Here is an 18,580-nt window from a genome sequence, read left to right as displayed (position 1 = left end):
GATTGCCGAAAAATTCAAGTGTTAGCATTTGGCAATAAAGTCCATGACTCCATTCGTGCAGACAGTCCAACGGGATTTGCTGTCTGCGCGATATTGAACTTACGAGTATCAGGTAAATAAAGATGACCAGCATCCATGACCAAGCGATGAACTATGTCTATCAACAAGTGCTGCAGCGATTGCTCGGTTTTTTCTCGCGTGCCGAACGCACCGCACTGCAATTGTTGATTCAGCGTCTGGCGGTAGCGGCGGGGGGCATGGAGCACATTGGCGATTACAAGGTGTTGGCGATCCAGTCTGGCGGCCGTGACAACTGCTACGCCCTGGCACTGTTGCGTGCTGCGCAGTTGACCATCGCCACTCGGGCGCCGGCGACATTCCATTTGCGCATAGCCTCCTTGCGGCTGAACGGGGCAAGCTGCACGGCCGTGGAAAACATGCACCGGACCAACAGCGCCTTGTTTGTCTATGACGATCCCCGGGTCGAGGTGTTGATGGTCGATGATCGGGAAGTCTTGCCGTTCAATCACCTGACGCCGATCTCCGACGCCGGTCGCGAGTCCAGCCGCCTGAACCTGCTGATGATCGGCCATCGCCGGGAGTGGCGCGACGGGTTCGACCTGTGGGATGACGGTTATCTGGCGACGGGGGAGTTCTACGGACAAATTGCCCGCTGGGACGGTGGTGTCGACGCTTTGCTCATCAGCGATACGCCGCGTCAGCAGAAGCAGTTCATCGACGGTTTGAAACGTGCCGTCACCAAGGCAGGACTCAAACCTTCGCATGCGGGCGAAGCCGGTTTTTCGGGGTTGTTTGCGTTGCTTGATGAACTGGGCAGCGATTGTTATCACGCGTTCTACACGGATTACGGCCAGGCCCGATGGCGTCCGCAAGAACGCTTTGAGGCCTGTCGCCGCGCGACCTGCATCGACATTCACGACCTGCTGGTCAGCAACCTGGAAGAACGCTGGCCATTGCTGACTGAATTTCTCGGGTTCCAGCCTGACGAACTGTCCGCGCAGATCAGTGACAGCGAATTTGTCAGTCCATCGATCTCGGCGCACGTCAGGGGGCTGCATGCGTGCTTTGTGCAGGGCCGCAGCTACGAGGCCGGCGTTGCGCAATACCTGCAACGTGCCTTGGTGATGATGCGCCGCAAACGCTTGCCTGAGCGCCTGTGCGAGCAGGCCATCGAGGTATTCGGCAACCCGGCGACACTGACCGAACAGCGCGTCCGCGCGGCGGCCGAGGCGCAAAAGAACCTGGGCCTGAGCGAGGCACAACTGGTGTGCCTGCTTTTTGCGCCTTTTATCGAAAAAGGCGCGGGGCTTGAGCGTTTCCTGCGTCAGTGCCATCCGGGCATGCTGGTGGCCATGCCTGAGCTGCACCGGGCCATGCAGGGGCATCCGGTCGCCGAACAGATCATGCAATGGATGACGGATGTCAGCGGATTGCCCGCGAGTCTGGTTGGCCAGCTCTATCGCATGGAGTGGGTGCCCGGAAGCGATAGCGGGGCGCCTGAAGCAGTGATCCAAAGGACCGCGTTGCAAAACGGTGTGGGCGATCCCGACACCGGCATCGCGTGGGTGGATGAATGGTCAGCGGGTCACTGAACGTGGGCGGATTTGCAGCCAGTGTGGTCGGTCTTCACCCATGAAAGGTCCACGAGAAACGGACTTCGCGTACCAGGCGGTTTACCGATACCTGGCCAGCCTGATCAACGAGTCTGAAGGTGATTCGCGCATCCGCCTGCCGTCGTTGCGGCATCTGGCGGAGCGACTCAATGTGTCGATCTCGACCATTCAGTACGCCTATTCGCTGCTGGAGAAAGAAGGGCGGGTCTATTCGGTGGCCAAGTCCGGTTACTACGCGTTGCCCGTGTCCTCAATCAACCTGCTGGACAGCGGCAGCGACCTGCTGGAAGCAGTCTACGTCAATGCCAGGCGTCCGGGGATGCTGGTCTTGAGCGCCGATGAACCAGCCTTGTTGCAGCCGCTCGACAGTCCTTTGTTGCTGCTGGAGCGGGAGTTGCTGCGCCAGTATCCCCGTCAGCCGCAGTCGCCTTCGCAACCCTGCGGCGAACTCGAACTGCGCACCGCCCTGGCAGCACGCTATACCACTTCTCCGATGCGGTACTGGCACGCCGATGATGTCTACATCGGCGCCGACCTTCGCGGTGTACTGGAAATCCTGATTGCCGTGCTGGACCTGAAAGACGCCACCGTAGTGGTCGAATCACCGTGCGACTGGACGATCCTGCGTTTGTTTCAAACCTGCGGCGTGCAGGTGATCGAATGGCCCGTGCAAGCCGATGGCTGCCTGGATCCGGAACGGCTCAAAGTGCTGCTGGATACCGAACCGGTGCGGCTGGTGATGCTTTCATCGGCCCTGAACATGCCCCGTGGCAGCCTGGCGCCCGACGAAAACCGGCATGCGATTGCCCGGCTGTTGGCTACGCACGAAAGTTGGGTGCTGGAAAACGACTGTTATGGTGAACTCGGATTCGACCTGGGCAGCGTGCGGTTTCGAGACTTGCTGGACCCGGCACGGCTGATAGTGTTTTCCACATTCGAGAAAGCCATCGGTCCGGAAGCGCCCTACGGTTATCTGCTTTCACGGCATTTGAGCGCTGAGCTGCAACGGCACTTTCTGCTGCGCTCGTTCCGTCTCTCGCCGATTCGCCAGAAAGCCATTGCCCGTTTGTACAGCAGCGGTCGCATCGATCAACACCTGCTGGTGCTGCGACGGTTACTCAAGGAGCGCAAGAGTCAAATGACCCTGTTGTTGCAGGAGCGATTGGGCGATGCCTTGCATTTCGTCGAGCCTGAAGGCGGTGCAACGATCTGGGTGCGCTCCTTGCGTCGGGTCAATGTACGTCGTGTATTCCAGCGCCTGCTGGAGCATCAAGTGGTCATCGCGCCGGGAGAACTGTTCAGCCTCCACGGCCTGCACGGGCAGCATTTGCGCCTGAGCCATACGTTCGGCGGCGATCACAACCTGGCCGCCGCACTGGGCTTGTTGGGGGATGCGCTGCGCCTGGAATCCATTGAGTGAATGAGGCAAAAAATAACATCCTGCACTCTGTTGGATCGATCCCATCGCCTTGCGGTCAAACTGCCAGTAAACTGCGACCCAATTCCTGAACCACTCTATTCCAGAGGTTTTGCATGACACTCAGTCCTTTTGCGGGTAAACCGGCACCGGCAGAATTGTTGGTCGATATCCCGCGACTGGTAACGGCCTATTACACCGGCCAGCCTGATGCCGCGATTTCAACCCAGCGCGTTGCCTTTGGCACGTCCGGGCACCGGGGCAGCTCGTTCGACTTGAGTTTCAACGAATGGCACGTGCTGGCGATCAGCCAGGCCATCTGCCTGTATCGCGAAGCTCAAGGCATCGATGGCCCGCTGTTTGTCGGCATCGATACCCACGCGTTGTCCACGCCGGCTGGCGCCAGTGCCCTCGAAGTACTGGCGGCCAATGGCGTGACCGTGATGATCGCCGAAGGTGACGAATACACGCCGACGCCGGCCATTTCCCATGCGATTCTCTGCTACAACCGCGGGCGCACCACGGGCCTGGCGGATGGCATCGTCATCACGCCGTCCCACAACCCGCCGCAAAGCGGTGGCTACAAGTACAACCCAACCAACGGTGGTCCGGCCGACACCCACATCACCAAGTGGATCGAAGCCAAGGCCAACGAACTGCTGGCCAACAAGCTCGCTGGCGTCAAACGCATCAGCCATGAGCAGGCACTCAAGGCCAGCACCACCCATCGTCACGATTACCTCAATACTTATGTCGCCGACCTGATCAACGTGATCGACTTCGACGCCATCCGCGAAGCCAAGTTGCGCCTGGGTGTTGACCCACTGGGTGGAGCAGGGGTGCGCTACTGGTCGGCGATTGCCGAGCATTACCGTCTGGACCTGGATGTGGTGAACAAAGAGGTCGACCCGACCTTCCGCTTCATGACCGTCGACTGGGACGGCCAGATCCGCATGGACCCATCGTCCAGCCACGCCATGCAAGGCCTGATCGGCCTGAAAGAGCGTTTTGACGTGGCGTTCGCCTGCGACCCCGACCACGACCGCCATGGCATCGTCACACCGTCCGGCGGTTTGCTGGCGCCGAACAACTACCTCGCCGTTGCCATCGACTACCTGTTCCAGAATCGTCCGCAATGGCGCGCCGATGCCGCCGTGGGTAAAACCGTGGTCAGCAGCGGCTTGATCGATCGCGTGGCCAAGCGCCTGGGTCGTCGCCTGTACGAAGTGCCGGTTGGCTTCAAATGGTTTGCCGATGGTCTGTTCGATGGTTCGCTGGGTTTCGGCGGTGAAGAAAGCGCTGGTGCGTCGTTCCTGCGCAAGGACGGTGGTGTCTGGTGCACCGACAAGGACGGCTTGATTCCGGCCCTGCTGGCCGCTGAAATGACTGCCCGTACCGGTCGCGACCCGAGCCAGGCGTATCGTGCTTTGACCGATGAACTGGGTGAACCGTTCTCGGTACGGGTCGACGCCAAGGCCAACCCGGAACAGAAAGCGCTGTTGAGCAAGCTGTCGCCGCAACAGGTCACTTCGACCGAACTGGCCGGCGAGCCGATCCAGAGCATCCTCAGCCACGCACCGGGCAATGACCAGGCCATTGGCGGTCTTAAAGTCATGACTGAAAACGGCTGGTTCGCGGCGCGTCCGTCGGGCACGGAAGACATCTACAAGATCTACGCCGAAAGCTTTGTCAGCGACGACCACCTCAAACAACTGGTGGCCGAGGCGCAAACGCTGGTGGATGGCGCCATTTCCGCGAAGTAAACACACAACCCTGTGGGAGCGGGCTTGCTCGCGAAGGCGATGTTTCAGTCAACATTGATGTTGAAGCTGATACCGCTTTCGCGAGCAAGCCCTCTCCCACAATGGGTTCGGTGCAGCAATAAAGAAGGGGCGACCAAAACGGTCGCCCCTTTTTTTCGATTTCGCTCAGCGGATCACGCCAGGTCCACCAGAACGATCTCGCTGTCCTCGATGGCCGTTACGCGTAGCACCTGCTCATCGACAACCGCGACGCCGTCTCGAGCTTGTGCACGCAAACCATTGACTTCAATGGCCCCGGTGGCCGGAACCAGGTACGCGCGACGACCGTTGTCCAAATGGTATTCGGCAGACTCGCCGGCCTTCAGATTGGCCGCTACCAGCCGGGCATCGGCGCGGATGCGCAGGCTCTGATCGTCGCCTGCCTTGCCGCTGGCCAGGGTGACAAAACCTTCGCGCTCGCCTTTCGGGAACGGCTTGGCGCCCCAGGACGGGGCCAGACCGGATTCATTCGGGATGATCCAGATCTGGAAAATCTTGGTCGGTGCCGCTTCCAGGTTGTACTCGCTGTGGGCGATCCCGGTACCGGCGCTCATGACCTGGACGTCACCCGCTTCGGTCCGGCCCTTGTTGCCAAGGTTGTCCTGGTGGGTAATGGCGCCTTCGCGGACATAGGTGATGATTTCCATGTCCCGGTGTGGGTGTTGCGGGAAACCGGTGCCGGGAGCGATCACGTCGTCATTCCAGACCCGCAGGTTGCCCCAGTTCATACGCTTGGGATCGTAGTATTCGGCGAACGAAAAATGGTGATGGGCATCCAACCAGCCGTGGTGAGCGCCACCGAGCGAGTTGAAAGGTCTGAGTTCAAGCATGATCGTCTCCAGAAAAGGTTCGTCATGGGGCGAGGCGCCTGGGCCACGAAGCGAGACCGGTGAGTGATGACGGCCATCTTCCAACAGGTAACAATCGATAAAAAGCGTAAAAAATGCGCCATTCCAATCGAATGGATTGATATATAACAAGTTCGAAACTTTCTCATCCAACCTTCACTTCATCGCATAAGCCAATGAGTCATAAGCAATTCACTAGAACTCGGCGGCAAATGCAGACACCATAGCGTTCAACAGCCTCACACCCTGGAGTCAGTCCGCGTGCCGCAACACACCCCCGATCTTCCTCCTGAACTTCGCCCTCTGACCGAGATGCCGCTGATCAAGCGACTGCTCGCCCGATTCTTCGGTTACAGCCTGACCCGCCTGCATGCCCAGCATCGTGCGTCGTGGTTGCATGGCCAGGCCGACGGTTTTCGCAGCGGCCACAGCGCCGGGGTCGATTACGGCTACAAGGAAGGCAAGCTCGAAGGGCTGGAGGAAGGTCGACAGGTCCTGCTGATCCGTGACACGCGTGCCACTGAACACCGGCCACCCAATGTCGATGACCTGTTGTTCGACAATTGGCGCCTGCCGTTGAACGCCGAGTTGAAGAAGCGCATGAAGGCTGATGTCGCCCGGTTGCTGCCGGCCCATGCCCAACCCAGCGCCGCACAGTGGAAAATGATCTTCAGCGATACGCCGTCCACCTCGGTGATCGCGGGTGCCGGTGCAGGCAAATCGACCACGCTGGTGCTGCGTATCTTGCTGCTGACCCATTACCTGGGCTTCGAGCTGAGTTCGATGACGGTGGTGACCTTCACCCGTGAGTCGCGCAAGGACTTCATCAACAAGCTGATCGAACTGTTTGCGCTCTGGGGGCGCGCGATCAGCTTCAAGGAAGCGCGGGATCTGGTGCGCACCTTTCACTCGCGGATCCTGCCGATGGTGCGCAGCCTTCCGGGTTTCGAGCGTTTGCAGGCTTTCGAAAACCTCAGCCTACGGGCTGCACAGGGTGATGAGGAGGTCGACAGCAATCCGTTCGATCTGCGTATCAACGACGCTCAACGCCAACAGCTCAACGCCTGCTATCACCGTCTGCACCGTGACGATGAGCGTTTTCGCGAGCTGATCAAGCCATTGTCCCGCCATGCCTTGCAACTCAAGGAGCTGGAGCGGGATCACCCGGATGTGCAGAAACGCATCGGCGTTACCGAACTGGCCGCCAAGCGCGATGAAGAATTGTGCGACGCCATTGAAGATCTGTGGATTCGCGCCGGTGCCTGGCCCATCAAGGGTATCGAACCGAATCGCCAATCGTTTGATATCAACGGTTCGAAATTCCATTGTCACGGCTATATTCCGTCCCTGGATGCCTGGGTGGTGCTAGGGTTCGATCCTAGGGAAAACCCGCAGGTGGCCCGTCCAAACGCCAAACTGACAGTGCGCGCAGAGTGGGCAGTAAAGCGCACCCTGTTTCAAGCTTTCTGTCATAAACCATTGATATGGTTGGATAGTTACGAATCATCCAGGCGTGTTTTGGCCTCGCTCGCCGGCGATGCCAGCGCCGGGCCGGGCTTCGATTACAAGGTCAAGGGCGAGCTTGCTTCCGCGCCGTTGCTCGATTGTTTTGTCGCCGCTGCCGGGTTCATCGAAAACCTCGGGCTGGATGTGCCGAGCGCCGTGGGGCAGATGAGTTTCGCCAAGGACGACCCCGACCGGTTCTTCTTCGAGGCCTTGAGCCTTTACTGGCGGGCACTGGAAGACCATTTGCTCGATCAGAAGCCGCCGATCATGACTTACAACCGGATGTTTGCCCTGTTCAGCGAGCATTCGCCAGAGAACCTCAAGCTGCTCGGCGATGACCTGTTGCGACCGCTGTCGCACTTGATGATCGACGAATTCCAGGACGTCTCGCCGCAAATCGTCTCGTGGATCAGGGCCAGCCTGGCCGAGATCCGCAGTCGCGGACCGGCGATGCATGTCGGGCGCGGGGCCCAGCGTTCCTCGCTACTTTGCGTGGGGGATGACTGGCAGTCCATCTATGGTTGGCGCGGCAGTTCACCGACCTACTTCATGGAGTTCAACAAGGAGTTCCCGTCGCCGAGCACCACCAGGGTCATGCTCAGTGACAACTACCGCAGCCACCAGCACATCATTGATGCTGCCGAACACATCGTGCGGGCAGCACCGGCGATTGCCGGGAAGAAAGCCAAGGCCAGCGGTGAACCCAAGGCATTGCTGCCAGTGAACGTCCTCGATCGTGATGACCAAGGCATGGCCCAGCGCCTGATGGAGCATTACCGAAAGGGCGATTCGATCTTGATGCTGTATCGAAAAAGTAGCGATAAGTTATTGATAGAAGAGCATATTCAGTCTGTAGTTAATGTTGATTCTAGCTTGCCGTATGAAGCTCGCAGACTCAAGCAACTGACGTATCACAGTGCCAAGGGCCTGCAGGCCGATGCAGTGTTTCTGCTGGGCGACTGCCAGCACCTGACCAGTTCGCCTTACAAGAATCAGGTTTACCGGATGGCGGGCCTGGGCAAGGCCGGAGACAGCGAACCCTACGACAATGCCCAGAAGGACGAGATCCTGCGGCTGGCGTACGTGGGTATTACCCGTGCCGTCAGCCATTGCTACTGGTACGTCGACGCGCAAGACACCCAGGCCGCGAACATGCCCAAGGCCTCCGACCGGATCGGCAAGGGCAAGGCGTTTTTTGTCGATCATCGTAAAAGCCAAACCACGACCTGATTTTGTAGGAGCGAGCTTGCTCGCGATGGACTCAAGAGCGCCGCGTTTAGCCAGTAAATACGCGTTATCGTTAACGACCATCGCGAGCAAGCTCGCTCCTACAGGGGGGACAGCCTTCAGGCATAACTCTTGATGGCCTCCGGTGGAATGAAGGCTTCAAGTTCATCTTCCACCGCTTCGATTATTCGTTCTACATCCGCGGCATTCATGACGGTGGCGCACGGAATACCGGCAATGGCGATCATGGTCTCGCCAGTGGCACGATCAAACAGACGGGCAATCATACTGCCCGGTGCGTCCATGCTCGCCTCGAACCCCATGGGATGAAAATGCCAGCGCATCAGCTGGCAGGCGTTTGGAAACGTGACCTTACTGAACCCTATATTCATGTGTTGCCCGCCTTCATCTTCGAGCGCTTCCTTTAGCTCATGGTAGGAGGGAAGAACCTTCATTGGTTCAACCAGTGACAGTGTTTAAAAGTAGCAGCCGGATGTGAAAAGAATGTGGATTTTTCAGGCCGTTTGGCGATTGCCGGCATTGTTTTGATTCAGCTCACTCTTATCCGCAATTTGCGGGCAAAAGCCATCATCTGTTTAGTCGTTGAAGACAAAGCGGAAGTTGGGCAAGCTCGGTTTTTTCCCGTCGAGATTTTCAATGCACGCCGATGATGATGGCCCGCTGCAAACCCAGGCCACGGGCGAGACAGTCATGCGCTATCACTTGCGCTGGAAGCACAGGGATCTGGATGGCGTCATGGCGCTCTATCACCCTGAAGTACAGTACAACGACTTTTTCCAGAACCGGGTCATGGGCCTGGCCGAATTGCGCGAATACGTGCGCAGCAGCATGCCCCGGGATCCGGATGAAGCGCTGGAGCACTCCGACCGTATTCGACTGGACGGCGACACGGCGTTCATTCAATACCGCATCACACTGCGCGGCGGTGAAGGGTTGGTATCGTTCCGCGCCAGCGAAGCGATTACCGTCAAGGACGGGCTGATCTGGCGGGTCAACGAATACGCTTCATTGGTGCATGAGCAGCCCGCAAGCAAAGCGTCCGGCAACCAGCGCCCGGCGGTCAGCCGGCTCGGGTTGTCGCCACGCCAATTGAGCTTCATGGCCGATGACCTGCAACAGTATTTCCAGCGTCAGCAGCCTTATCTTGACCCTGAGCTCGACCTGCAACGGGTGGCGAAGGAGTGCGGCTACAGCCGTAATCAGATTTCCTATCTGTTGAACCAGGTGTTGGGGCAGAGCTTCTACCGCTACGTCAATCAGGCGCGCTTGCAGCATTTGCTCGCCGCGCTGGATGCCGCCACACCGCCACTGCGTATCGATGAACTGGCCTTCGCTGCCGGATTCAATTCGCTGTCGGCGTTCTACAGCTGTTTTCGCCAGCACACCGGCCAGTCACCCAAGGCCTACGTCAAACAAATTTCTTTGCGTGCACGCGCGCAAGACAGCCCCTGAGCCCACGCACTAGGATCGACGCCATCGAAGTTTGAGTGGCGGAGTCTTGCATGCCGGAGTGGCGCACTATCAGTTTGTGGATGGACCAGCTCGACGAGCCTTTGTTGGCGCGTCCGGCGCTGGAGCGGGATCTGGATGTCGACGTGGCGATCATCGGCGCGGGCTACACCGGTCTCTGGACCGCGTACTACCTCAAGCAGCAGAAACCTGACCTCAACATCGCGATTGTCGAAGCACAAACCGCCGGTTTCGGCGCGTCGGGTCGCAATGGCGGCTGGCTGATGGGCAACTTGCTGGGTGAAGATCGCCTGCTGGCCAATTTGCCGGTGGAAGAGCGCCGCGCCTCCTACGATTTGTTGCACAGCATTCCGGAAGAAGTGGAAGTTGTCCTCGAACGTGAGGGTATCGACTGCGATTACCGCAAAGGCGGGGTACTGTATTGCGCCGCACGCTACCCGGAGCAGGAGGCCAGCCTGCGTCACTATCTGGACGATCTCCATCGCCAGGGCCTCAACGACAGCCACTATCGCTGGCTGAGCCCGGAGCAACTGGCGCAACAGATCCGGGTCGCCAAACCCTATGGCGGTATCTACGCGCCGCACGTGGCGACCATCCACCCGGCCAAGCTGGTACGCGGGCTGGCCCGGGCGGTGGAGCGCCTTGGGGTGAAAATATACGAAAATAGCCCGGTCACCCATTGGCAGTCCGGCAGTCTGCGCACGGCGAAAGCTTCTGTGCGCAGTCGCTGGGTGGTGCCGGCGGTCGAAGGCTACTCCGTCACTTTGCCGCCATTGGGGCGGTATCAGATGCCGGTGCAGAGCCTGATCGTCGCGACCGAGCCATTGTCTGCCGCCACCTGGGACGAAATTGGCCTGAGTCGCGGCCAGGCGTTCAGCGAGGCCAGTCGCCAGGTCACCTACGGTCAGCGCACCGCTGACAACCGATTGATCTTTGGCGCCCGAGGCGGGTACCGGTTCGCGGGCAAGTTACGCCACAACTTCGACCTGACCTCTGACGAAAAACAGCTGCGTCGCTATCTGTTTGGCGAGTTGTTCCCGCAATTGAAAAACGTGCAGATCACTCATTCCTGGGGCGGCAACCTGGGTATGTCCCGGCATTTCAAGCCGCACATGCTCTGTGATCGGGCCAACGGTATTGCCTTGTCTGGCGGTTATGGCGGGGAGGGCGTTGGCGCCAGCAACCTGGGGGGGCGGACGCTGGCCGACCTGATTCTGGGCCGCGACACCGATCTGGTACGCCAGCCGTGGGTCATCCCCCAGCGTGGTCTCGACGCACTCAGGGCCTGGGAGCCGGAACCCATCCGCTGGCTCGGCTACAACGCGATCATCCGCAGCTTTGTCCATGAAGACCAGACCCTGGCCAACCCGACAACCGCGCCCTGGCGCCGCAAGCTTGCCAGCGGGGTCGCCGGTTTCATGGAAGGTTTCATGCACTGAACGGCGCGCTCTTCATCTACAGGCTACATCGACAGGTATTCCCATGAGCATCACGCAATTCAAGAACACCGCAACCCTGAAACTGGAAGAGTCCAATCCGGTCGCCGTGCCGTTGGGTACCCCCGTGGCCGTGGCTTCGACCACCAGCGTCGAACGCGACGACGGCGTCGAGACCGGCGTCTGGGAATGCACACCCGGGCGCTGGCGGCGACAGATCGTCGCCCAGGAATTCTGTCACTTCATCCAGGGCCGCTGCACCTTCACCCCGGACGGCGGTGAGCCCCTGCTCATAGAAGCCGGCGACGCACTGATGTTGCCGGCCAACAGCCTCGGCATCTGGGACATCCAGGAAACCGTGCGCAAGACCTACGTTTTGATTTTTTGAGTTTTGAGTTTTGATTTTTGATCCTTTGATTGCCTGCCAACAAAAACAACCTTTACAGGAATCGACTCATGATCCGAAAGACACTGACTCTGGCCCCGCTGATGCTGGTCGCATCAATCAGTCAGGCGGCCGACACCGTCAAAATCTACAACTGGTCGGACTACATTGCGCCGGACACCACGAAAAACTTCCAGAAAGAAACCGGCATCGCCTTCACCTATGACGTCTATGACAGCAACGAGACCCTCGATGGCAAGTTGATGACCGGCAAATCCGGGTACGACGTCGTGTTCCCGTCCAACCACTTCATGGCCCGGCAAATCGAAGGCGGCGCGCTGAAGAAACTCGACAAGAGTCAGTTGCCAAACTGGAAGAACCTCAACCCGGTACTGCTCAAGGCATTGCAGACCAACGACCCGGGCAACGAGCACGGCTTCCCGTACCTGTGGGGCAGCACCGGTATCGGCTACAACATTGCCAAGGTCAAAGCGGTACTGGGCGACAACGCCCCGGTGGATTCCTGGGATCTGATCTTCAAGCCCGAGAACATGCAGAAGTTGCAGAAGTGCGGCGTGGCCATCCTCGACAACGGCCCGGAATTGCTCCCCGCCGCGTTGAACTACCTCGGTTTGCCGCCTCACAGCAAGAACCCGGAAGACTACAAAAAGGCCGAAGCCCTGCTGTTGAAAGTGCGGCCGTATGTCAGCTATTTCCACTCGTCCAAGTACACCAGTGACCTGGCCAACGGCGATATCTGCGTCGCGGTAGGCTTCTCCGGTGACATCCTGCAAGCGGAAAACCGCGCCAGGGAGGCCAACAACGGCATCGACATCGGCTACTCGATTCCCAAGGAAGGTGCCGCGATCTGGTTCGATATGGTCGCGATGCCAGCCGATGCTCCGGATGAAAAGGCCGGTTACGCCTTCATGGACTACCTGCTGCGCCCGGACGTCATGGCCAGCGTCAGCAACTACGTGCATTACGCCAATGGCAACGAGAAGGCCGACAATCTGATCGACCCGGCGATCAAGAACGACACCAAGGTTTACCCAAGTCCGGAAATGATGGGCAAGCTGTTTGCCCTTGAAGCCATGCCATTGAACATCGACCGGGTGCGTACCCGGGTCTGGAACAAGATTCGTACCGGCAGCTGAAGCGTTGAGTGGCCATCGGGACAGGACGTCCCGATGTCATGGTCATCAACCGACCGGCTCGGTTGCGCAATTCATCTTTCCTGAGCCGGGTATCTGCAAAAACACGTCATCGCCGATTTGCCAGAAGCTGTAGTTGCCTTTGTAATCCTTGCCGGTGTACTGGGTTCCGTAATTATTCGGTACCTGGTTCAGGGTGATGGAGGTGTTCGCCCATTTCAGGAACACAACGCCCGGTTCGACCGTAAAGAAGGTGGCGGCAACCAGCGGGTTGAGTCCTGCGCAATGGAAGGCAACGGGGCCTTCGGTGCGTCTGCTTGGATCCTTGGTTCTGGCAATGGCCGAGCCCTGGCGCAATTGATGCGCGCGCTCGGCATAACTGCGAATGACGCAAGGCTTGGCTTGCGGGCCGCTGTCACACTGATTGCGGGCGTCGATCCAGAACTGTTGATCAACCTCGACTTTATCCGGGCGCGGCACCGAATGTTCATCCGTGAGCGCCAGCAGATAAAGGCGATTGAGTTCGAGGTCCATCTGCGCCAGTTGGGCGTCATGACAGATGAGCTTTTCGGCGGATGCCTGGGGCGAGGTGCAATCGAAACTGGTTTTGTAAGTTGGCAAGGGCTTTGGTTTTGCCTTTGCCTTTGTGGCGGCGTCACAAACGTTCGCAGTCATGCACGCGCTGACGGCGAGCAGAGAGACGAGAAGTGGCGTGACCATTTTCATTTCGGCGTCACCTGAATCTTTACGTGATGCCCGTATTGCAGCGCATCGTGTCGAAGCGTTGCACTGTCATTCGTCCGCACGGGGTCTATCGAGTGTAAAGCAGTGCTCGAAACCTGCCACATCGCGCCAGGAGAAACGTTAGTCTTCCTCACGAATCGTCGCCACGTCATCGGCCCTGACTTTGACCTTCGCACCCGAAATGTCCTCAAACTCAAAGAACCCGTCCCTGGTTTTGGTTTTCGGCATGTCTTTGGTCAGGTATTGAGTGCCGTTCTGCAGCGTCACCACCGTTGGTGTCGAGCAACCGGCCAGCGTCAGCAGGGCCGCTACCGCCATGGGCAAGCCCAAAGTCTTGATGTCCATAATCACCTCCCGTACGTTCTCAAGCAGCGCCATCAGTTCGATGGCTATCGCTGCACCACCATGGCGGTTGGTGCCGCCGGGGGGCAAAAAGTTCTACTGCCCGGGAAAAATTCCGTACAGCGCCATTTATCCTTTTCCCATTGCACCGGGCAGGGCGGAACTGGTATCTGTACGCATAACCAGTATTCGCTCGCCATGGCCCATTTCCCTGTGACTGCAAATCCCCTCGACGATCCGTTCTATTACCTGAACAACTTCATGCAAGTGCTTGATTGGCTTGAGCAGCGCTCTAACGATGTGTTGAGCGTCGAAGAGCAGCACTTCATTCAAGCGTTCAAGCGGCTACCCCGTGAATCGAAGGCACTGCTGGTCAGAATGGTCATGCGCAAAGGCCTTCATTTCAGGGCGAGCAAGCTGCATTACGAGGAAATCGGCGATATCGGCAGCGCCGCTGGCCCGCTGCTAAAGCTCGGCTGGGTCGATGAGCGAATGCCATTGGCGGTCGAAGCGCTGTTCGAGCTGCTGCTCAAGGACGAAGTTCTCCAGACCTTCGGCCCTGTCATCGATCACCCCAGAGGCAAGAAAGCCGATTGGCTACCGACGCTGAGCGAGCAATTTACTCAGGCGCGAAGCTTCAACGACTGGTGCCCGGCGCTGGACGAGCGCCTGTTCAGCCTGACCATCATGGAACTTTGCGATCGCCTGCGCCTGATGTTTTTCGGCAACCTGTACCAGGACTGGTCGGAGTTTGTGTTGGCCGACCTCGGCATTTATACCTACGAAAAAGTCGAGTTCTGCGCCGAATCCCGTGGCTTGCGCAGCCGCGAAGACGTGGATGCCTATGTCCTCTTGCATGCGTACCAGCAACAATTCGAGACCGGCGAAGCGCTGGAAGAAGTGGCCGAGCGAATCAAGGGGCTGGCGCTGGACAATCCGTGGTTGCAACGGCGGCGCGGCAAGCTGCTGTTCCAGATGGGCCAGTATTGCGAACGCATCGCGGATTTCTCCATGGCCCTGAACCTCTACCGCGAATGCGCCTATCCCGGCGCGCGTTCGCGGCTGATTCGTGTGCTGGAACGTAGTGGTGAGTTTGAGTTGGCGCTGGAACTGGCCGCATACGCCGAGCAGGCACCGGAAAGTGCCGCCGAACAACAGCAGTTGCTCCGTGTGCTGCCACGCCTGCGACGCAAGCTCGGCGGGCCGCCGATCAAGCGGGCAGCGCCTCGGGAAATGCAGCGTCTGGACCTGCAACTACCAAGAGTCGATCCGGCAGTGTCGGTCGAGTGTTACGTTCAGGCGCATCTGGCCGAGGATTCGGCACCGGTCCACTACGTCGAAAACAGCCTGATCAACTCGCTGTTCGGCCTGTTGTGCTGGCCGGCGATTTTCGCGCCTTTGCCGGGGGCATTCTTCCACCCGTTCCAGCGCGGACCGGTGGATTTGCTCAGCGAAGACTTCCATGAACGCCGGGCCGAACTGTTCCAGGCATGCCTGGCCGAACTCGACGACGGGCGCTACCGGCAGACCATCCGCGAACGTTATGCCGCCAAGTGGGGCGTGCAGTCACCGTTCGTGTTCTGGAGCGTGCTCAGCGAAGAACTGCTGGAGCAAGCCCTGGACTGCCTCCCGGCCGAACACCTCAAACACTGGTTCAACCGTCTATTGCTCGACATCAAGGCCAATCGCGCCGGCATGCCGGACCTGATCCAGTTCTGGCCGCAGCAAAAGACCTACCGCATGATCGAAGTCAAAGGCCCGGGGGATCGCCTGCAGGACAACCAGTTGCGCTGGCTGGAATTCTGCCATGAGCACCAGATGCCGATCGCCGTGTGCTACGTGCAATGGGCGGAGCAGGAGGTTTGAGCTACAGCATTGCGGTTCGGGCGCTGTGTGAGTTCACGGCCAAGGTCGGCGACCTCGATCTGCGTTTCACGCCGTCGCCGACTGCGCTGGAGGGCATTGTCGGGCACCGTACGGTGGCGTCGCGGCGCAGCGAAGGCTACCAAAGCGAAGTTGCCCTGGAAGGCCAGTATCAAACATTGACGGTCAAGGGCAGGGCGGATGGCTATGACCCCGGGCAAAACTGCCTGGAAGAGGTCAAGACCTACCGCGGCGACTTGAGCAAACAACCGGCCAATCACCGCCAGTTGCATTGGGCCCAGGCCAAAATCTACGGCTGGTTGATGTGTCGGAAGCTGGATCTGGCACAGATCAATCTGGCGCTGGTGTATTTCGACATCGTCAGCGAAAAGGAAACCTGCCTGGTCGAGCCTTTCGACGCTATCGAGCTGCAACAATTCTTCGAACGGCATTGCGCGCGGTTCCTGCAATGGGCCGAACAGGAAGTCGCCCATCGTGAAGGGCGCAATCTGGCGGCGCAACGCCTGGTCTTCCCCCACGCCGAATTTCGTCCGGGGCAGCGCCATCTGGCCGAGTCGGTGTTCAAGGCCGTGAGCACGGGGCGTTGCCTGATGGCCCAGGCGCCAACGGGAATCGGCAAGACCCTGGGCACCTTGTTCCCCATGCTCAAGGCCCTGGTGCCGCAGCAACTGGACAAAGTGTTCTTCCTGACGGCGAAAACCCCGGGACGCAAACTGGCACTGGACGCCGCGCAAGTGATTCTTGCCAGCGCCGATGCGCCGCCGTTGCGAGTGCTGGAGATGATCGCCCGGGACAAGGCCTGCGAACATCCGGATAAAGCCTGCCACGGCGAGTCCTGTCCGCTGGCCCGGGGGTTCTACGATCGCCTGCCCGCCGCACGACAGGCGGCCAGTCAACTGAGCCTGCTGAACCAGAGCGCCTTGCGCGAGGTTGCCCTGGCGCACGATGTCTGTCCTTATTACCTGAGCCAGGAAATGGCGCGTTGGGCCGACGTGGTGGTTGCCGACTACAACTATTACTTCGATTTCAGCGCGTTGCTGTTCGGCCTGGCCCAGGCCAACCACTGGAAAGTCGCGGTGCTGGTCGACGAAGCCCATAACCTGGTGGAACGGGGTCGGCAGATGTACAGCGCCAGCCTCGATCAAGCGACCTTCAACAGCGTGCGCAAAACCGCACCTGAGGCGCTGAAAAAGCCAATGCAGCGTGTGAATCGAGAGTGGAACGCCTTACACAGTCCGCAAACCGGCGCCTATCAGGCCTATGACAAGGCGCCGGAAAAGTTGCTTCAGGCGCTGTCATCGTGCAGCGCCAGCATCGGTGACTACCTGAACGATCACCCTCAAGGACTCGACAGTTCACTGCAGGGTTTTTACTTCGACATGCTGCATTTTTGCCGGGTGGCCGAGCTGTTCGATGAGCAATTCCTGTTCGACATCAGCAAGCGCGACCTTGAGCGCAAGCGCAACCTCTCGCAGCTGTGCCTGCGCAATGTGGTACCCGCCGGGTTCATTCGTCCACGCCTGACCGCTGCGCGCAGCACGGTGCTGTTTTCCGCGACCCTCAGCCCCCGGCACTATTACGCCGATTTGCTGGGAACACCGGCGGATACGGTGTGCATCGACGTCGAGTCACCGTTTCACGCCGATCAACTGCAAGTGCACATCGTCAACCAGATCTCCACCCGGTTCGTGCATCGCCAGTCCTCTCTCGAACCGATCGTGGACTTGATCGCCAGACAGTTCTGCGAACGTCCCGGCAATTACCTGGCATTTTTCAGCAGCTTCGATTATTTGCAGCAAGTGGCGCAGTTACTGGCCGAGAAACATCCGCACATCAAACGATGGTCACAGTCCCGGGGTATGGACGAAGCGCAACGCCAGCAGTTTCTCGATCAGTTCCACACCGACGGCCAGGGTGTCGGATTTGCGGTGCTGGGCGGGGCCTTCGGTGAAGGGATCGATTTGCCCGGTGCCCGGTTGATCGGCGCGTTTATCGCCACGTTGGGGCTGGCGCAGCTCAATCCGGTGAACGAACAACTGAAGCGGCGCATGGCCGCCATTTTCGGTGCCGGTTATGACTACACCTACCTGTTTCCCGGTGTGCAGAAAGTAGTGCAGGCCGCTGGACGGGTCATCCGTACGCAACAGGATCAGGGGGTGGTGATGTTGATCGACGACCGTTTTGGCGAGAGCAAGGTCAAGCAGTTGTTGCCGCGTTGGTGGGCTATTGCTCCGAGGTTTTTTCTTCCTCGCGAGTAGGCGTTTATATTTTAAAAAACATAGACTCTCCTGGCGTTCGAGTCGGCAGCGAAAACCGTCGCAGGCTCGCAAATCAGCTTGTATGAACGCGGATTCGGTTATCTGAAAGAGCGTACCTTGCGCGCAAAAAGTACCTTCAGCCAGGCGTTCGACGGGGCATTGGTGGCAACCAGTTCAACAACCCCGTACACATTCAGCGCCTATGGCGCCATCGTCAACAGGCTCATCTACACCCTGGCGGAGCGCGATGAGATGATCAAGGAGTGTCATCGGGCACTGGCCAGAACCGGCCCGTACACCGACCAGATCCCTGACTTTGTCTTCAATGAGTTGTACAGCCACATCATCAAGTATGTGTACCGATAACACCGGTCGACGAACAGGTTGGCCTGAGCCTGGGCACGCTGCTTTCCGGCTTTCCAAATTCCCGGCATGACGCATACTCCTGAGAA

Annotated in this window: 15 protein-coding genes; 11 read left to right on the top strand and 4 right to left on the bottom strand. The window is 58.9% G+C overall.

The window, feature by feature from the left end; all coding sequences use genetic code 11:
- Positions 1-122: 122 nt before the first annotated feature.
- The 3 genes from AC07XF_RS19090 to pgm all read left to right on the top strand — a co-directional run bounded on the left by AC07XF_RS19090 (position 123) and on the right by pgm (position 4,814).
- Entirely contained in the window at positions 123-1,613 is a 1,491-nt protein-coding gene (locus tag AC07XF_RS19090) for a hypothetical protein (RefSeq protein WP_495027668.1), read from the top strand.
- Between the two features lie 40 nt (positions 1,614-1,653).
- Entirely contained in the window at positions 1,654-3,054 is a 1,401-nt protein-coding gene (locus AC07XF_RS19085; RefSeq protein ID WP_495027667.1) for an aminotransferase-like domain-containing protein, read from the top strand.
- 113 nt (positions 3,055-3,167) lie between these two features.
- Complete coding sequence (gene pgm, locus AC07XF_RS19080; protein ID WP_495027666.1) at positions 3,168-4,814, top strand: phosphoglucomutase (alpha-D-glucose-1,6-bisphosphate-dependent); 1,647 nt, start codon at positions 3,168-3,170, stop codon at positions 4,812-4,814.
- 173 nt (positions 4,815-4,987) lie between these two features.
- Here the strand turns inward: pgm and AC07XF_RS19075 are convergent, their stop codons facing one another.
- Complete coding sequence (locus AC07XF_RS19075) at positions 4,988-5,683, bottom strand: pirin family protein (RefSeq protein ID WP_495027665.1); 696 nt, start codon at positions 5,681-5,683, stop codon at positions 4,988-4,990.
- Between the two features lie 279 nt (positions 5,684-5,962).
- Between AC07XF_RS19075 and AC07XF_RS19070 the strand changes: the two genes are divergently transcribed.
- On the top strand, positions 5,963-8,437 hold the full coding sequence (locus AC07XF_RS19070) for a UvrD-helicase domain-containing protein (protein ID WP_495027664.1): 2,475 nt from the start codon (positions 5,963-5,965) through the stop codon (positions 8,435-8,437).
- Between the two features lie 116 nt (positions 8,438-8,553).
- On the opposite strand, the gene AC07XF_RS19065 is transcribed toward AC07XF_RS19070, so the two are convergent.
- Positions 8,554-8,826 (bottom strand): DUF1652 domain-containing protein, encoded by a 273-nt coding sequence (locus AC07XF_RS19065; protein ID WP_495027684.1) that lies wholly within the window; start codon positions 8,824-8,826, stop codon positions 8,554-8,556.
- Between the two features lie 265 nt (positions 8,827-9,091).
- Between AC07XF_RS19065 and AC07XF_RS19060 the strand changes: the two genes are divergently transcribed.
- The 4 genes from AC07XF_RS19060 (at position 9,092) to AC07XF_RS19045 (ending at position 12,903) form a co-directional block, all read left to right on the top strand.
- Positions 9,092-9,907, top strand: coding sequence for a helix-turn-helix transcriptional regulator (locus AC07XF_RS19060; RefSeq protein ID WP_495027663.1), 816 nt, complete (start codon positions 9,092-9,094; stop codon positions 9,905-9,907).
- Positions 9,908-9,957: 50 nt separating this feature from the next.
- The gene (locus tag AC07XF_RS19055) at positions 9,958-11,364 is read left to right on the top strand and encodes an NAD(P)/FAD-dependent oxidoreductase (RefSeq protein WP_495027662.1); all 1,407 of its coding nucleotides are present in this window, start codon (positions 9,958-9,960) and stop codon (positions 11,362-11,364) included.
- Between the two features lie 43 nt (positions 11,365-11,407).
- Positions 11,408-11,749: a cupin domain-containing protein gene (locus AC07XF_RS19050; RefSeq protein WP_008002074.1), complete on the top strand. Its 342-nt coding sequence runs from the start codon at positions 11,408-11,410 to the stop codon at positions 11,747-11,749.
- Positions 11,750-11,817: 68 nt separating this feature from the next.
- Positions 11,818-12,903 (top strand): polyamine ABC transporter substrate-binding protein, encoded by a 1,086-nt coding sequence (locus AC07XF_RS19045; protein ID WP_495027661.1) that lies wholly within the window; start codon positions 11,818-11,820, stop codon positions 12,901-12,903.
- Positions 12,904-12,948: 45 nt separating this feature from the next.
- Here AC07XF_RS19045 and AC07XF_RS19040 read toward each other — a convergent pair whose 3' ends face one another.
- Entirely contained in the window at positions 12,949-13,626 is a 678-nt protein-coding gene (locus AC07XF_RS19040) for a lysozyme inhibitor LprI family protein (RefSeq protein WP_495027660.1), read from the bottom strand.
- A gap of 138 nt (positions 13,627-13,764) precedes the next feature.
- Complete coding sequence (locus tag AC07XF_RS19035) at positions 13,765-13,989, bottom strand: YgdI/YgdR family lipoprotein (protein ID WP_495027659.1); 225 nt, start codon at positions 13,987-13,989, stop codon at positions 13,765-13,767.
- 195 nt (positions 13,990-14,184) lie between these two features.
- On the opposite strand from AC07XF_RS19035, the gene AC07XF_RS19030 reads away from it, so the two are divergent.
- The 3 genes from AC07XF_RS19030 to AC07XF_RS19020 all read left to right on the top strand — a co-directional run bounded on the left by AC07XF_RS19030 (position 14,185) and on the right by AC07XF_RS19020 (position 18,494).
- Positions 14,185-15,852 (top strand): VRR-NUC domain-containing protein, encoded by a 1,668-nt coding sequence (locus AC07XF_RS19030; RefSeq protein ID WP_495027658.1) that lies wholly within the window; start codon positions 14,185-14,187, stop codon positions 15,850-15,852.
- The gene (locus AC07XF_RS19025) at positions 15,849-18,128 is read left to right on the top strand and encodes an ATP-dependent DNA helicase (RefSeq protein WP_495027657.1); all 2,280 of its coding nucleotides are present in this window, start codon (positions 15,849-15,851) and stop codon (positions 18,126-18,128) included. Before AC07XF_RS19030 ends, AC07XF_RS19025 begins: the two co-directional genes overlap by 4 nt.
- 117 nt (positions 18,129-18,245) lie before the next feature.
- Positions 18,246-18,494, top strand: coding sequence for a hypothetical protein (locus AC07XF_RS19020; RefSeq protein WP_495027656.1), 249 nt, complete (start codon positions 18,246-18,248; stop codon positions 18,492-18,494).
- Positions 18,495-18,580: the final 86 nt, after the last annotated feature.

This window comes from Pseudomonas sp. GW821-FHT01C01 (genome assembly GCF_059422645.1).
This window is presented reverse-complemented; position numbering and strand designations above follow the sequence as displayed.

Bases quoted from the DNA above. Each gene is read 5' to 3' on its own strand.
- AC07XF_RS19065 (WP_495027684.1), bottom strand. From the start codon at position 8,826: ATGAATATAGGGTTCAGTAAGGTCACGTTTCCAAACGCCTGCCAGCTG.
- pgm (WP_495027666.1), top strand. From the start codon at position 3,168: ATGACACTCAGTCCTTTTGCGGGTAAACCGGCACCGGCAGAATTGTTG.
- AC07XF_RS19030 (WP_495027658.1), top strand. From the start codon at position 14,185: ATGGCCCATTTCCCTGTGACTGCAAATCCCCTCGACGATCCGTTCTAT.
- AC07XF_RS19085 (WP_495027667.1), top strand. From the start codon at position 1,654: ATGAAAGGTCCACGAGAAACGGACTTCGCGTACCAGGCGGTTTACCGA.
- AC07XF_RS19040 (WP_495027660.1), bottom strand. From the start codon at position 13,626: ATGAAAATGGTCACGCCACTTCTCGTCTCTCTGCTCGCCGTCAGCGCG.
- AC07XF_RS19055 (WP_495027662.1), top strand. From the start codon at position 9,958: ATGCCGGAGTGGCGCACTATCAGTTTGTGGATGGACCAGCTCGACGAG.
- AC07XF_RS19045 (WP_495027661.1), top strand. From the start codon at position 11,818: ATGATCCGAAAGACACTGACTCTGGCCCCGCTGATGCTGGTCGCATCA.
- AC07XF_RS19090 (WP_495027668.1), top strand. From the start codon at position 123: ATGACCAGCATCCATGACCAAGCGATGAACTATGTCTATCAACAAGTG.
- AC07XF_RS19035 (WP_495027659.1), bottom strand. From the start codon at position 13,989: ATGGACATCAAGACTTTGGGCTTGCCCATGGCGGTAGCGGCCCTGCTG.
- AC07XF_RS19075 (WP_495027665.1), bottom strand. From the start codon at position 5,683: ATGCTTGAACTCAGACCTTTCAACTCGCTCGGTGGCGCTCACCACGGC.
- AC07XF_RS19050 (WP_008002074.1), top strand. From the start codon at position 11,408: ATGAGCATCACGCAATTCAAGAACACCGCAACCCTGAAACTGGAAGAG.
- AC07XF_RS19060 (WP_495027663.1), top strand. From the start codon at position 9,092: ATGCACGCCGATGATGATGGCCCGCTGCAAACCCAGGCCACGGGCGAG.